At 36.6% G+C, this 15,778-nt stretch carries 15 protein-coding genes and 5 tRNA genes; 12 read left to right on the top strand and 8 right to left on the bottom strand.

All coding sequences use genetic code 11. The features are described from left to right. The first annotated feature begins 783 nt into the window (after positions 1–783). The 3 genes from aroA (at position 784) to spo0A (ending at position 3,496) form a co-directional block, all read left to right on the top strand. A complete protein-coding gene (aroA, locus tag VIO64_RS16595; protein ID WP_331920265.1) occupies positions 784–2,061 on the top strand; it encodes a 3-phosphoshikimate 1-carboxyvinyltransferase in 1,278 nt (425 codons plus the stop codon). A 34-nt stretch (positions 2,062–2,095) separates the two neighbouring features. Next, positions 2,096–2,605: a shikimate kinase gene (locus tag VIO64_RS16600; protein WP_331920267.1), complete on the top strand. Its 510-nt coding sequence runs from the start codon at positions 2,096–2,098 to the stop codon at positions 2,603–2,605. A gap of 72 nt (positions 2,606–2,677) precedes the next feature. Further along, on the top strand, positions 2,678–3,496 hold the full coding sequence (gene spo0A, locus VIO64_RS16605; protein WP_331920269.1) for a sporulation transcription factor Spo0A: 819 nt from the start codon (positions 2,678–2,680) through the stop codon (positions 3,494–3,496). Positions 3,497–3,574: 78 nt separating this feature from the next. Here spo0A and VIO64_RS16610 read toward each other — a convergent pair whose 3' ends face one another. Together VIO64_RS16610 and VIO64_RS16615 are read right to left on the bottom strand one after the other, a co-directional pair. After that, complete coding sequence (locus VIO64_RS16610; RefSeq protein WP_331920271.1) at positions 3,575–3,847, bottom strand: HU family DNA-binding protein; 273 nt, start codon at positions 3,845–3,847, stop codon at positions 3,575–3,577. Positions 3,848–3,981: 134 nt separating this feature from the next. Further along, entirely contained in the window at positions 3,982–4,365 is a 384-nt protein-coding gene (locus VIO64_RS16615) for a universal stress protein (protein WP_331920273.1), read from the bottom strand. Between the two features lie 202 nt (positions 4,366–4,567). Here VIO64_RS16615 and VIO64_RS16620 point away from each other — a divergent pair, with 202 nt between their 5' ends. The 9 genes from VIO64_RS16620 (at position 4,568) to VIO64_RS16660 (ending at position 8,629) form a co-directional block, all read left to right on the top strand. Beyond that, the gene (locus VIO64_RS16620; protein WP_331920275.1) at positions 4,568–5,410 is read left to right on the top strand and encodes a fumarate hydratase; all 843 of its coding nucleotides are present in this window, start codon (positions 4,568–4,570) and stop codon (positions 5,408–5,410) included. A 21-nt stretch (positions 5,411–5,431) separates the two neighbouring features. Further along, positions 5,432–5,977, top strand: a complete 546-nt coding sequence (locus VIO64_RS16625; RefSeq protein ID WP_331920277.1) for a Fe-S-containing hydro-lyase — start codon at positions 5,432–5,434, stop codon at positions 5,975–5,977. Positions 5,978–6,051: 74 nt separating this feature from the next. After that, positions 6,052–6,258 (top strand): DUF1858 domain-containing protein, encoded by a 207-nt coding sequence (locus tag VIO64_RS16630; protein ID WP_331920279.1) that lies wholly within the window; start codon positions 6,052–6,054, stop codon positions 6,256–6,258. Between the two features lie 184 nt (positions 6,259–6,442). Beyond that, entirely contained in the window at positions 6,443–7,714 is a 1,272-nt protein-coding gene (locus VIO64_RS16635) for an adenylosuccinate synthase (RefSeq protein WP_331920281.1), read from the top strand. A 100-nt stretch (positions 7,715–7,814) separates the two neighbouring features. Continuing rightward, a tRNA-Lys gene (locus VIO64_RS16640) sits at positions 7,815–7,887 on the top strand. A gap of 377 nt (positions 7,888–8,264) precedes the next feature. Continuing rightward, a tRNA-Glu gene (locus tag VIO64_RS16645) sits at positions 8,265–8,339 on the top strand. 35 nt (positions 8,340–8,374) lie between these two features. Beyond that, positions 8,375–8,451, top strand: a tRNA-Asp gene (locus VIO64_RS16650). A gap of 14 nt (positions 8,452–8,465) precedes the next feature. Further along, positions 8,466–8,541 (top strand) — tRNA-Thr (locus VIO64_RS16655). Positions 8,542–8,544: 3 nt separating this feature from the next. Next, positions 8,545–8,629: transfer RNA gene (locus VIO64_RS16660), tRNA-Tyr, on the top strand. Between the two features lie 137 nt (positions 8,630–8,766). On the opposite strand, the gene VIO64_RS16665 is transcribed toward VIO64_RS16660, so the two are convergent. The 6 genes from VIO64_RS16665 to VIO64_RS16690 form a co-directional block, all read right to left on the bottom strand. Then, complete coding sequence (locus VIO64_RS16665) at positions 8,767–9,732, bottom strand: glycosyltransferase family 2 protein (RefSeq protein WP_331920283.1); 966 nt, start codon at positions 9,730–9,732, stop codon at positions 8,767–8,769. Between the two features lie 77 nt (positions 9,733–9,809). Beyond that, positions 9,810–10,595, bottom strand: coding sequence for a carbohydrate binding domain-containing protein (locus VIO64_RS16670; protein ID WP_331920285.1), 786 nt, complete (start codon positions 10,593–10,595; stop codon positions 9,810–9,812). A 51-nt stretch (positions 10,596–10,646) separates the two neighbouring features. Next, complete coding sequence (locus VIO64_RS16675; RefSeq protein ID WP_331920287.1) at positions 10,647–11,504, bottom strand: carbohydrate binding domain-containing protein; 858 nt, start codon at positions 11,502–11,504, stop codon at positions 10,647–10,649. After that, entirely contained in the window at positions 11,504–12,820 is a 1,317-nt protein-coding gene (locus VIO64_RS16680) for an NAD(P)/FAD-dependent oxidoreductase (protein WP_331920289.1), read from the bottom strand. Before VIO64_RS16680 ends, VIO64_RS16675 begins: the two co-directional genes overlap by 1 nt. A 67-nt stretch (positions 12,821–12,887) precedes the next feature. Continuing rightward, positions 12,888–13,877, bottom strand: coding sequence for a lysylphosphatidylglycerol synthase transmembrane domain-containing protein (locus VIO64_RS16685; protein ID WP_331920291.1), 990 nt, complete (start codon positions 13,875–13,877; stop codon positions 12,888–12,890). A 40-nt stretch (positions 13,878–13,917) separates the two neighbouring features. Continuing rightward, on the bottom strand, positions 13,918–15,759 hold the full coding sequence (locus tag VIO64_RS16690; RefSeq protein WP_331920293.1) for a discoidin domain-containing protein: 1,842 nt from the start codon (positions 15,757–15,759) through the stop codon (positions 13,918–13,920). Between the last annotated feature and the right edge of the window lie 19 nt (positions 15,760–15,778).

Genomic DNA, 15,778 nt, shown 5'->3' on the forward strand with positions numbered 1-15,778 from the left:
ATATTTAACTCCTTAGACTTATAGGATAAATAGTACTAAGTACAATTTCAGCGAATACTATATATAAAACTGTATTAATATCGTGTTATAGCATATATTAGTGTACGATATTCACTTATCAAAGAACACATTTTTGAACAATCTTCTAAAATTTATTTGTAAAACACTGTTATCCTCATAAGATAGCAGCATATTACTTTCAAATATACACATATACCTTTATTAGTTTTGTATGTTAATCTTTTTTAAAGATAATCAAACTTGGTCATACGGTGATAAAAAATAAACGAGACAGCACAATTTAAGTGATCTGTCGTTTTATTTTAAAACTTATGTCTATTATTTAGATTCTGATTTTACGAGCTATTTTAGCACAATAAAAGTTAATTTATAGTTAAATTTTAACCAAAATTTATATGTAAGTCAACTAATATTTATGCCGTTTCAGCTTTATGACCAATATTAGCTATTAAATAACAAATCTTTTAAATTCCTTCCCACATTTTTACATATAACTGATGCATTTATGAATAAAGATTTTCCTGTGAACCTGATCAAATATCCATCAAATATTTAAGAATTTTTAAGGATTTTTGTGTTCAAATTTTCTTGCCCATGACAAATCAAATTTGACTACTAGTAATAACTATATTAATATAGATATATAGTTAGGGTAAGCAAAATTCAAAACTTTCATGCATATTGTAAGTTTATATATGGTTTTTATTTAGCTTTTGTAAAGTTTTACCTTATTATATTTGTAGTTCTATGAAAGGGGTCAACATGTATTTAATAGTAGAAAAATCTAAAATAACCGGAAAAATAAAAATTCCAGGCTCAAAGTCACATACCATTAGAGCATTGTTTTTAGCCAGCCTTACAAAAGGAGCTTCTCAGATTTATGATCCGCTTCTTTCAAATGATGCGGACTCTGCAGTGAAAGTATGTGAGTTCTTTGGTGCAAATATAAATTTCACAGATAACAAATATGAAATAGACGGCTTCGGAACCAATCCCATAACCCCTGATGATATAGTGGATGTAGGAAATTCAGGTACTACCATGAGGTTTGCAGTTTCAACTGCATCCTTGAACCCAGGCTGCACCGTATTGACAGGAGACTATCAAATACGCAGACGCCCCCTCGGTCCCTTGATAGAATCCCTCAACTCATTAGGAGCCAATGTTTTTTCCACAAGAAACAACGGCCTGGCACCTGTTGTAGTCAGAGGAGTATTAAAAGGCGGCAATACAAGCATTGATGCTATAACATCACAATATTTGTCATCTTTGCTTATACATACACCGCTTTTGGAAAAGGATTCCGAAATAAGCATAACAAGGCTAAACGAGGCACCTTATGTGGAAATGACCCTATGGTGGCTAGACAAACAGGGAATTAAGTACCAGAATAATAACTTTAAATCAATATATGTATACGGCAATCAATCTTACAAGCCATTTAACATGGCTATTCCCGGTGATTTTTCATCTGCGACCTTTTTTGCTGTTCAAGCCGCTATATCAGGTGATGAAATCATAATGGAAAATTTGGATATGACTGACCCTCAGGGAGACAAAATGGTTTTTTCCATTTTAAAAGAGATGGGAGCTACCGTAGATATAAACAGCAACAGTATAAGGGTTAAGGGAAATGGCCTTAAAGGTATTGAAATAGATATGAATTCAATTCCTGATGCACTGCCGGCACTGGCGGTTTTAGGCTGTTTTGCTGAGGGCGAGACACGCCTGGTCAATGTTCCCCAGGCAAGACTTAAGGAAACCGACAGGATTGCTGTCATGTGTATGGAATTAAAAAAGCTGGGAGCAGATATCGAGGAACTTCCTGATGGTCTTATTATTAGGAACAGCAAGCTTAAAGGCGGTAATGTTGAAGGTCACGATGATCACAGAATAGTTATGTCCTTAGCGATAGCAGGTCTGAATATTGAGGGTAAGGTAATTATAAATGGGGCTGAGGCCTACAATGTAACTTTCCCTGAATTTGGTGATTTAATAGAAGGCTGTGGGGGTAAAATTGCCCTTACAGAATCAATATAAAATCAATATACACTAATTATAAATGGAGACTTATATGAGCAAAAACAACTTGATTATGATTGGCATGCCAAGTTCAGGAAAGACTACCGTAGGTAATTTATTATCCGAAAGAACAGGAAAAAGCTTTCTTGATACCGATCATTTACTTCAGAATATAACCGGTTTATCTCCAAAAGAATATGTAGACTGCTATGGGCTTGATAAATTTTTGGAAACGCAGGAACAGACTGTATTGAATATAAAGGTTGAAAATTCAGTTATTGCAACCGGTGGTGGTGTTATATACAGCGAAGCTGCCATGGAGCATCTCACCAAAAACGGTATAGTTATATATTTGAAAACCAGTTTTGAAGTATTGGAAGACAGAGTGGCAAAGGATAGAAAATTGGCACGCAGAGACGGAAAAAGCTTTCATGATGTTTATTTAGAGCGTATACCACTCTATGAGAAATGTGCGTCTTTGATAATTGACTGCAATGAAAAGCTTTCCACTGAGATCGCCGATGAGATTATAAACATTATTTATTCAGGGAAAGAACTTTAAACAGTATAACATTATATTTATTTAAAATGTAGAGCATTAGGAAGTATCATTTTCTAGGGGTTGATATAATTTATGAAAAATGAAATATCAGTACTGATAACAGATGACAATATCGAATTTGGCGATATACTAAATGACTATTTGAACCAGACTGATGGAATGAAGGTTATAGGAATTGCAAGAGATGGCTTACAGGCACTTGATATGATCAAAGAGTTAAGACCTGATGTTGTTATACTTGATGTCATAATGCCAAATCTTGACGGAATAGGTGTTCTCGAAAAATTATCTACAATGCCGAGCATTAGAAGACCAATTTTTATTATGCTATCTGCAATTGGCCAGGATATTTTTATCCAGCAGGCAATGTCCTTAGGAGCAGAATATTATATTGTTAAGCCATTTAGTGTTGAAGTGCTAATATCTAGAATAAAACAGCTGCATAGAGAAAATTGTATTTCGTCCTTCAACGAAGGCAAATCATATATAAAAAAGGCATCTTCAAGTGTATTGAAGCATGCCGAAAACACCAATGACATTGAAGTCCAGGTTACTTACATGATGCGAGACATCGGCATACCCCCTCATATGGCAGGTTATCAATATATTAGGGAGGCAATAGTACAGACTGTTAATAATTCCAAAGTCTTTGGCTCTATTACAAAGGTTCTTTATCCATCTGTTGCACAGAAGTTCAATACTACGCCCCAAAAGGTTGAAAGAGCCATCAGAAATGCAATTGAAAGCACATGGGCAAGGGGTAATCCGGACAGCATCGACACGCTTTTTGGCTATACTATAAATTACAGCAAAGGTAAGCCCACCAACTCGGAGTTCATAGCAATGCTAGCAGACAAAGTAAGAATAAATTTGAATTGTCAAAAGTCCTGATATAGAGAAAAAGCACACAAAGAAAAACCCTTAAACTAGTTTAAGGGTTTTTCTTTTGAAATTAAATATAGGATTTTATTAGTTTACGATATCTTTTAAACCTTTACCCGCTTTGAATACAGGTGCTTTTGAAGCTGGTATAGTAATTTCTTCCTTAGTCTGAGGATTTCTACCCTTCCTTGCAGCTCTTTCCCTTACTTCGAAAGTACCAAATCCAACAAGAACAACCTTATCTCCGTCTTTCAAAGTATCTTGCACTGTACTGATAAAAGCGTTTAAAGCAGCTTCACTGTTCTTCTTGTTTAAACCTGATTTTGAAGAAATTGCATTAACTAAATCTGTTTTATTCATTTACACAACCTCCTGTATTTGGAATTCGACATTATTTTATAATGAAAGTAGCATTAAGTCAAGCTTTTAGCAATAATTTAGTGCTTTTTAACCTCAAAAATCAATAGTTTCGGATTTTATTCCATAAATACACACTAAACAATACATATTTCAACATTAGTAATATTATTTTCCAATGTCTTTATGAAATTATTCTCCTTATGCATCTCTTTTGATTTACCTACCACTATAAAATTAATGTCATTATCATTGATATATTCTAGAATCGTATTGACAATGTCATCTGACTTTAATACCGACAACTTTGCTCCAACCGACTTGGAGACTCTGAACAAGTACTCAAGTGCCTCCCCTTCTTTTACATTGTCTAGGAATTTCCACTCATTCTTAGCCACATGTATTACATGAAGTTCACCCCCATAATTACCCTTTATATTAGAGGCTTCCATTATCAGTCTTTCGCAAGTCTTTTGCTGAGTAACACATACAAGTATATTACGTATAGAATTCAAATACATGACCCCTTCCATTGTTATAACTAAATTATACCATAAATTAGAACAAAATCACAAAGTGATTTTGCAAGCTTGATCGTTACTTAATAAATGTTATCTCTCCTTAATATTGCCTTTTAGAGAGTTGTATATTAATATATTTATAGCGTTTATAAAAATCCATTTTTATCTGCATCTATTTTTATATCATACAGAGGAGGATTGTATGAAAAAAATAACTACACAAGAAATATCTACAGCAGTTGAAAAATTGTGCATCGATTCCAATTACTACTTGAACTCCGACATTTTCAATAATTTGGAGTCCGGACTTGCCATAGAAGAATCAGGTACAGGCAAAGAGGTATTAAAACAGCTTCTGGAAAATGCCAGTATAGCAAGAGAAGAAAAATTGGCAATTTGCCAGGACACCGGTATGGCAGTCATATTTATAGATATCGGTCAGGAAGTTGCAATTGTTAATGGCAATTTATCCGACGCTATAAATGAAGGTGTAAGAAACGGATACCAGAAGGGTTATTTAAGAAAATCAGTTGTCTCAGACCCGATTCTTAGGCAAAATACGGGAGATAACACTCCAGCCGTAATACATTATAATATAACCGATGGGGACAAACTAAAAATCACTGTAGCACCAAAAGGCTTTGGAAGTGAAAACATGAGTTCTCTGAAAATGTTAAAGCCTTCTGATGGCCTAGAGGGAGTGAAGAAGTTTATACTCGATACTGTAAGCAATGCCGGCCCTAATCCATGTCCGCCTATTGTTGTTGGAGTCGGTATTGGAGGCACCATGGAAAAAGCTGCTTTTCTGGCTAAGAAAGCACTGCTAAGACCTATTAATGAGTTTAATCCGGTGCACCACATTAAAGAGCTGGAGATAGAAATGCTGGAAAGCATAAATAAACTTGGTATAGGTCCTGCAGGCCTAGGAGGGAGAGTTACTGCTCTGGGCCTCAATATTGAAGTTTTTCCCACTCATATAGCAGGTCTTCCTGTAGCTGTCAATATTAGTTGCCATGCCACAAGACATGCTGAGATTTATCTATAAATTAAGCTGGAGGCTGAATATATGTATCATGATATAAATACTCCATTGTCAGATGAGGTTATAATTAATTTAAAGGCCGGCGACACCGTTTATATAACCGGTACAATTTATGCGGCAAGAGATGCTGCACATAAAAGAATACACAATTTAATTCTTGAAGGTAAGGAGTTGCCTTTTAACCTAAAAAACCAAACCATATACTATGTTGGCCCCTGCCCTGCAAAGCCTGGTCATGTTATAGGTTCTGCCGGTCCTACAACCAGCGGCCGCATGGATGCATATGCACCAAAGCTTATTGAATTAGGATTAAAGGGTATGATTGGTAAAGGACTCAGAACTCCTGAAGTGGTTTCTGCGATTAAGTCCTTCAAATCAGTCTATTTTGGTGCTACTGGAGGAGCTGGTGCACTTCTTGCCAAGTCAATTGTTAAAGAGGAAGTTATCGCTTTCCCTGAGCTTGGTGCTGAAGCTGTTAGAAAGCTTGAAGTTGTGAAGTTCCCTGTAATAGTTATAATAGATTGCTTCGGAAATAATTTATACGAAACTGGTCGTAAAGCCTTTTCTTAAATTATTAAAGTGGGTATATAAAAATAAAATATTGGTGTATAATATTTATATTCAATGATAAGGAGGAAATATAAATGTCAAAAGTAACATCTCAAATGATCATAGCTGATGTTTTGAAGATTGATAGAGGAACAATTGCAATATTTATGAATCATGGTATGCATTGTATTGGATGCCCTTCATCTTCCGGAGAAAGCATCGAAGATGCATGCAGTATTCATGGAATAGATCCTGAAAAACTAGTCAGAGAGCTCAATGATTACCTTGCAACCAAAGAATAAATGCAACACTTTGACTAATTTTAAATTACACAAGGATTACATACGCAAAACCCGAACATTATTTATTGTTTGGCAAATAATATTCGGGTTTTATGTTGTCTTTTTATATTTATTCTGTTAATATATATTTGGAAAAAGATATTTTCCAAAATAAAGTTTATTTATGATTAGGAGGCACAATTTAATGTCTACAAAGATAGTAATCGGGACCCAATGGGGAGATGAAGGTAAGGGAAAATACATTGATATACTCGCTCAAGATTCCGATTTGGTAGTTCGGTTCTCAGGCGGTAACAATGCCGGACATACAATAGTAGCCAACGGAAACAAGTATGCACTTCATCTTGTGCCATCCGGAATTCTACATCCGGGCAAAACATGCATAATCGGAAATGGAGTTGTAGTCGATCCTGCTGTTCTTATAGGTGAATTAAGGTCTTTAAATGAAAAAGGTGTTAATACTGACAATCTGTTTATTAGTGATAGATCCCATGTTATTATGCCATATCATAAGGTTCTAGATGAACTTCAGGAAAAAAGCCGCGGCAATAACAGCCTCGGTACTACAAAAAGGGGAATCGGACCGACTTACGCTGATAAAACTGAGAGATGCGGCATAAGGATGTGTGATTTGATTGATGAGAAGATATTTAAGGAAAAAGTAAAATCAAATCTTGAAATAAAGAATCTAATTATTGAAAAGGTATATGGCGGCGAGAAGCTTGATGCAGATAAAATAATTGAAGAATATCTTGAATACGCAAAAATATTGAAAAAGCAAATAACCGATACAAACTTTATGTTATTTACGGCAATCAGTGAAGGTAAAAACATACTGTTTGAGGGTGCTCAGGCTACATTCCTTGACCTGGATTTTGGAACCTATCCATATGTAACATCTTCCAATCCTGTAGCTGGTGGCGTTTGTATAGGTGCAGGAATCGGTCCCACATATATAAACGACGTTTACGGTGTTTTGAAGGCCTATACATCAAGAGTTGGTGCAGGTCCCTTCCCTACTGAGCAAAATAATGAAATAGGCGACCAAATCAGAGAACTGGGATTTGAATACGGAACAACCACCGGAAGACCAAGAAGATGCGGATGGCTTGACCTGGTAATGATCAGGTATGCCGCTAGAGTTAATGGACTTACTGCTCTTGCCATAAACCATATAGATACAATTGGTAAGATAGCTAAGATAAAGCTGTGCACAAGCTATAAAAAGGATGGTGTCCTTATAAACCACTTCCCTGCATCGTTGGAAGAGTTGGCTAAGTGCGAGCCAATTTATGAAGAGTTTGACGGATGGAATGAAGACATCTCAGATATAAGAGAATTTAACAGCCTTCCCGCTAATGCCAAGAAGTATTTGTCAAGGATTGAAGAAGTTGTTGGAGTTAGAGTAAAGCTTATTGGTGTGGGTAAAGAGAGAACAAATACCATAGTAGTATAAATTTAAAAATAATTTCAAAAAACTTATTGACAAACATATGGATTATGCTGTATCATATGTACTTGTGTGGCTCAGGCAACAAGACTGAAGCCACAAGTCCGGGCCATTAGCTCAGTTGGCAGAGCACATGACTTTTAATCATGGTGTCCCGCGTTCGAGTCGCGGATGGCTCATTAAATAAAACCGTGTATTTCAACCAATATGAAATACACGGTTTTATTTTGTTTGAATCTGAACACCCGAACCAATAACCAATAGCACCATGCATTCTCAGTGCTTCTATAGCCCTCATTTGGCAGCCAAAACTGAAGCTTGATAAAAATGCTTATGGCAACCAAAATAGTTGCTATTAAGCCTGCTAATGAAATAATTCACTTATATTGTTTTAGCAATTTTATAAAACTCTCAAATTAGCTATATTATAAGCTATTTATCCCTCTCATATATTACCCCACAAAAAAATTATATTTTTTTTATAAATATGCTTGACTTTTATCTCTATACCGGGTACAATATCTTTTGTCGGCTGAAGACAACGACAAACAAATAAGGCCCATTGGTCAAGTGGTCAAGACACCGCCCTTTCACGGCGATAACAGGGGTTCGACTCCCCTATGGGTCACCAAAAAGAAACTGATATATATTTTCAGTTTCAAATATGGCCCGGTAGTTCAGTTGGTTAGAATGCCAGCCTGTCACGCTGGAGGTCGAGGGTTCGAGCCCCTTCCGGGTCGCCATTAAAACTTAATATGCTGGTGTAGCTCAGCAGGTAGAGCAGCTGACTTGTAATCAGCAGGTCGGGGGTTCGATTCCGTCCACCAGCTCCATATGGAGGGGTTCCCGAGTGGCCAAAGGGGGCAGACTGTAAATCTGTTGTCGCTGACTTCGATGGTTCGAATCCATCTCCCTCCACCAAAGCTTCCTATTGATTAGGAAGCTTTTTTGATGCCTAGGGAATTATGCTGCATTCTACACCACAATTTCTCATCTAAATTCCCGTTTACAATCACCATAAACACGCCAATTTCCTATAAATAAAGAAGGGATGGTACTTACCATCCCCTTAGACCTTTTTTATCTTTTTCGATGTTTTTTGTTTGTCTGACAATATATAGAGGTCTTCCCTTAGCTTCATCGTAGATTCTTCCTATATACTCGCCTATAATTCCAAGAATCATAAGAACGATACCATTGAAGACTATTGTTATTGCCATTAATGAAGCCCACCCAGGCTGCGTGTTCTTTGTAAACAATGCCTGAAATATTATCACCATCAAATATATAAACCCTATAAAAGATATTAATGTTCCGGCATATGTGGCAATCTTAAGCGGCTTATATGAAAAGGATGTTATGGCATCAAAAGCAAACTTTACCATCTTTTTGAGTGGGTATTTTGTTTCACCTGCGAAACGCTTGTCCCTGCTAAACTCTACTCCAATCTGCTTAAATCCCAACCAACTTATTAGTCCTCTTATATAACGGCTTCTCTCACCAACATTGGATAAGGCAATGCAAACTTTTCTGTCAATCAACCTGAAGTCCCCTGTATCAACAGGTATATCTACATCAGTCATTCTTCTAAGCAATCTGTAAAAAGCCGCTGCAGTAAATTTCTTAAAGAAAGTGTCTCCCTTTCTTTCTATCCTTTTCCCATATACTACCTCATAGCCATCCTTCCATTTTTCAATCATCTTTGGAATGACCTCAGGAGGATCCTGCAAATCGGCATCAATAACAATTATAGCCTCTCCTTCAGTGTAATCCATACCTGCTGTTATTGCTATCTGATGCCCGAAATTTCTGGAAAAGTCAAGAAACTTGATATTCTTATCCTTTTCGCAGATTTCATTTACTATAAATGCTGTCTTGTCCCTACTACCATCATTTACAAATATAATTTCATACGGCTCATTAACTGAATCCATAACCTTTTTTAACCTTTTATAGCTTTCAAGTACGACCTGTTCTTCATTGTAAACAGGAACAACAACGGAATATATCACAGAATCCGACATCCAAAGGCCTCCTTTATATATAATCAAACTTTTTAATTAAAAGTCATATAAGCTTGCATTAATCGCTTTTTTATTACCTATTCATAATCATCATAGTCTTCATCATTCTTAGTCTCATTGTCAGCTTCACAGTATTGATCTTCGTCATTATCCTTCTCAGCCTTTCCTGACCTTGATGAAACAAACACAATATATATTATAAGACCTATAACAATAAGAGCAACTATAATAATGATAATTATTGTACCGGTATTACTTGATTTTCCGGTTTCTGAAGCTGGGTTTTCAGCTGGTGCTTTGCCCTCAATAGGAGCTACTTTTGCACCGCTTGGCACACTTGCTACTTCCTCCATAGTCAGATCGTCAAAATATGCTTTACCTTTGTTCATGTTTCCATGGCCTCCGAGACTCACAGTAACAACAACACTCATGACACCTTTACCAGGCTTGAAATACATTTCTGTATATTCCCACTTATCATTTGTACCTTTTAAATCTTTAGAGGAATATACATAATCCAGCAAAGAAATTATCGCACCTGTTTTGTCGGCACCAACATTTTCTGTCTTAACCCAGCAGGACAGTTTGTATGTGGAATTTTCCTTAACAGCAACTGTCTGCTTGTATCTTGCGTCATTTTCACTTTCACTTGTGATGGATACAAATTTCTTTCCGCTGTGCCCTTCACCTTCTTCTACCTTGAATACCGATCCGCCATTGTACCCCCAAGGTTCCCACCCTGTTGGATTTTCTCCTGTAACCTCTTCAAATGACGGGTTCAGCAATAAATTCCCTTCAGCATAAGCAGATACTGCAGAAAATGCTAATATAATCATTATTAGAATTGTTACTATCTTTTTCATTTTTTCTTCCCCCAGTGTTTTTAATTAACTAAATTTGTATAATGTAAGAAATTACTCATCATAATCCTCTTCTTCAAAATCTTCTTCCTCAAGCTCTTCAGCCTCTTTTTCATTCTTTTTGTCATTCTTTTTATTATCCAATCCATCATTGTTGTCTGATGTATTGTTCTTTGATGCTTTTTTCGCATATTTTACTTCTACAAATATGAGAGCACCTATAACCGCTGCTATAGCTAGAATTATAAGGATTATCTTGCCGGAACCCGAGCCGCTGCCCTGTTGTGCATTGTTGCTGTTACCACTTCCTGATGTATCTCCGGGGATATAAAAGTTTTTAACCTCCACGTCCTCCGGTTCTTCATTAACAAGTTCAAGGGAGATGTCATCGAAATATGCGGTTCCTTGATTGGGTGTACCAAACCCGCCCAACCTGCAACCTACTTTCATATTGCTGCTATCAGTAGTCTTTATATAAAACAATAGCTCCTTCCAATCATTTTTTGTATCGGAATATTCAGTTGAAGTGTGAATTCCACTGCCGTTCAAAAGTGTTATATTTGCAGATCCTGGCTGCTGTGCAATGTTTTCTGTCTTAATCCAGCAGCTAACCTTATAAATCTTGTTTGGCTGAACCTGGACCTCCTGAAATACTTTGGAGTCATTAGGTTTAATATTGTTAATTACTAAAGCTTTTGAATTGTTGCGGCCTTTTCCTTCTTCCACAGACAGCTTAATTGCATCAGGTTTATTGTCAAATATCTCAGGTGACCAGTTTCCGGGAAGCTGACCGCTTATTTCTTCAAATCCCGGATTTTTTAAGATATTGCCGCCTTCACCGTAAGAAATAAATGAAACTGAGGTTAAAAGCAACAAAACTAAGGTGGTTAAAGCTATTCCTCTTTTCAACATTATAATGCCTCCTTTATGTCATTTTCCATGCATTCCACAACTTCTTTTCCCAACTTTATACTAAAATTTATGCCTCTGTCGTTAGGATAAATTTGTGAAGTGTTGGCCATATACAAATTTTTAATAGGTGTTTTATATGCAGGCTTTATTTTTGAATAATTCATAGGCCAAATAGGCTGTGCATACCTGTCTTTAAACACCATGTATTTTTCAATAATTTTTTCGTTGAAATCAGGGTATATCTTCCGCAAGTGCTCGACGTATATGTTTTTAACCTCTTCGTCACTCATCTTAAGATATTCACTGTTTACGTTAAGGTATTTGGAGAAATATAAAACAACTTTTCCCCCATAAACCTCTTTTGGGATAAAATTAGTGTGCTCTATAAGACCCCCGAAAGGAATTTCATCATCAGCTACGTTAAGCCAGTAGAAATCGCTGAGTTTTTCCTTAAGTACCATAACCATTATCATGGCACAATCATACTTTACCACCCTTAAGGGTGCTATATAGTCCTCTGGAGCATTCCTGCACACATCCACAAAATGCTGAAGTGCAGGTGTAAACACTACATAATCGTAGTTCTTTACCTCGTTGTTGGCCTTAATGCCTTTGCATACTCCGTTTTCTACCACAATCTCTTCAAGCCCTGCATTAAGGTGGAGCTTTGCACCGTTTTCCTGTACGACATCGGCAAGCTTTTTAAGAAGGGTATAAAAACTTCCTTCCATATAACCAAGAACCTCATCCTTTGCTCCCTTTGTCCTGGATCTGACTCTTTGAACAATTCTTTCCCATATCCATACCGCAGGAATTTTATTAAAATTTTCTCCAAACTTGATTTTCATCATTGGCTTCCAGAACTTATCCCAGCCTTCTTTTCCTGCATACTTGATCAAATAATCCTCTGCAGTTATGTTTTCCATTTCATCATTGTACTTGTGCCTGGATATTAGTAAGGATGATGCCCCCAGCTTTATCCTGTCTATAAATTTCAATGGCGTAAATCTCATTATATCAACAGGTGTGGCAAATGGATAGGATTTTCCTTTGCAATAATACCCCATTTTTGTCTTTCTCCAAATAAGGGAATCTTCAAGCTTTATTTCTCTGATAAGCTCCATAAGATACTTGTCGTGTGTAAAAACATGATGGTAATACTTTTCTATAAGAGTATCACCAAGCTTGAATACACCTGCCAATCCCCCAATATCCGAGGACTTCTCGTAAATATCAACATCTTTGGTTAAATTTTTCTGGATATAATAAGCAGTTGATAGTCCGGCTACACCACCGCCGATAACAGCAATTTTCATTTTGGCCTCCATAAAATATATTGATATATTAAATAATAACTTTCTTAAATTCCTTAAAAGTTTTTTGTCAATTTTCTATCTTCTTTTCGCTTATAGACGTTACCGAAGATAATGACAAGCCTTCTTTTAAAAGGAATATAAAACCAAGTGTAGTTACAGGTATATATAAAAATACACGATATACCAGTGCAAAGCCTACTGCCGTATTCTCAGCCACTTTAAAAACTCCAAGTGCTGTTTTACAAGCCTGCTCAAATGTTCCAAGGTTACCCGGTGCAGATGGAATCATTATACCAAAATTGGTTACTACCAGGGTAAACACCGCTAAATAGAACATGCTATCAACTCCAAAAGCAATGGCAATTGTTAAAACCAAGCTGCCTTCCAAAGCCCATATTATTATGGAATAAATTGCAACTGGCAGTAAGCTCCTTTTATCTTTTATAATATCAAACCCATCAATAAGTTTAGTTGCTATTTTCATTATATTAGTACCTACTTTGCTTGGAAGAAGTTCAGCAAAGAAATTGAGAAACTTTAACGCATGCTCCTTAAACATAACTATAAAAATAGTAAATAGCAAGGCACCTGCAAATATCACTGTGGCTATTATACCCAAGCTCTTTATGGATTGGGGAAATGGGTAAACCAGCGAAATTGCCCCCATAAAAAGGAGCAGTGTTATGCCATCATAAATCTTCTCAATTATAATGGTTGAAAGAGCGGCAGCTTTGCTTATATTGTGCTTCCTGCCTATAAGGTACGCTCTTACAACGTCTCCTCCCCTTAATGGTAGCACTGAGTTGGCCATATAATTGATACATATTATGGGAAACAAGCTGACAGTTTTTACTTTTTTAATACTGCCGAGCATTGCTGACCACCTTAGGCTTCTCATCCAATAGCTGCTGATCTGAAGTAATATAGCAGGAACAATAACAAGGTAATTAATGCCTAGAAGTACATCCCCGAGCTTTTTAAACTCTACGTTTCTAAACAATAGATATAGTAATATAATGCTAATTGCAATACCAACCAGGTTTTTAATCTTTTTCATATTATCGTCCCTTTTAAATTACTTTTAGTGCAAATGACATTTACCTATTTTTATTTAAACTTGCAACCTTTTTTGTTCCTTTAACATTGTCCTTTTTTACTGTCAACCAAATAGTATACCCTACAGACGCAATCATCACAAGGAGAGTAACCCATGCAACAGCATCAGCTATGCTATCCTCTATACCAACCCATGGATCGTCGTTATTTCCTTTAAGGTAAACATACCAATGATTTATGAGTGAACATGCAGTGATAAGAGTTGTGGTTATAATCATCCGTTTATCCCACAAAATTGTGACCATTGCAAACACGATAGCAGGCAGCAAGTACCTTTCATGCATCTTGGTAGCAAAGACAAATATCCCGGATGTCAGAAAATATCCTGCATAATAAAGTGCCATGGCACTTTTCTTCTTTACCGCAAGCAGCACTATTGCAAAAACAGATATGATACCCCATAACACATAGCCCCATACGAGTGCACTTAACCCAAACCAGTAAGGCTCCTTATCGGATGTTGTCTGGCCGCCCTGAATAGTCCAGAAATTAAACCCGTTAGCTGTGGCGTATGGATAATCATTCAGGCTGGTAGAGTATTGATGGACAAGCCAGAAATAAAAATCAGTAAACTTGAATGCGGCTTTTGTTATTGCAGGTGTGTTTTTGTCTATATTAAACAGTCCATATGGAAAAGGCCTGCTTTTACAATCCAGCTTTACATACCTTGCTTTTACCGGCTGCAAGGTTATTTGGTCAAGCTTGCCGCTGTAGCTGGAAGTATTCTTCCCTACAGTTTCACTGTAAATCAAATCCCAATTTTGGGCATCATCTGAAACCAAAATATCATAGGTTTTTGCGTATTCCCAGCCCCACTTTAATACTATTCTATTAATTTCAGTTACTTCCCCAAGGTCAGTGTATATCCACTGCCGGGTAGCATGCTCTGAAGACCATGCCGTATTCTCGTCCATATCGGAAGCATTCTTTGCAATATACTTATCCGATTCTTCCCCAGAGGCTTTGAATTCTTTGTTTTGTGCCAGGTTTGCTGCGGTATTTGTTGCTCCGTACACTTCCATATCCTTAAGGAAATAAAAGGACGTTTCTCTATAAAAAGGAAGCACTATTATTAAATATATCAACATGCAACCTGCTGTTGTAAGAACCAGTTTTTTAAGGGTTTCAGAAACCGCCGATTTAAGTACAGACTTGTCTCTGCTGTTTTTATATTCAATGTATTTTTTCCACGGAAAATCCTTAAAATACAGGAATACCACCATAGGGAAAATCGCTATACTCTGAGGCTTTGTCAATGCAGCCATGGCATAGACGAAAATTGCCCAATAGGTCCTTTTGCAATTGAAAAGATATACAACTGCCAAAAGCATTGTAGCAGTAAAAGAATCAAACTGTCCCCATACGGAGGAATTAAATATTACTGCAGGGTTAAAGGCATATAATATTCCAAGGATTAGTCCGAGCTTCTCTTTCTTGTACTTCCTGGCAATGAGATAAATTAAAACTCCTCCGCCTACGTCAGAAAGCACAGACCAAAACTTTACAAAAAACTCTGTTGCCCCAAATACCTTTCCTGTAATAAAGAGAAAGTACATGTAAAAAGGGCCATATACACAGTGTGTGTTTTTATAGAAGTCCTTAAAGCTGTTTTCCGCCAGGAAACCTGCCCAATATCTATATCCCCCCATATCTATTTTATAACACGGGAATAGATTAAAGAGCATTCTTAATGCAGTAACTACGATGAGTATAACCAGCAGTATCCTGATAGATATTTTAAATACTGACTTATTATTATTATTGATAACTTCGTTATTTGAATTATTAATGTTTTCAGTATTTTTCTTAGGTTTTTGTGACATTTAGTTATCCCCCTAAACG

Origin of the sequence: Pseudobacteroides sp. (assembly GCF_036567765.1) — a bacterium.
GTDB lineage: Bacteria > Bacillota > Clostridia > Acetivibrionales > DSM-2933 > Pseudobacteroides.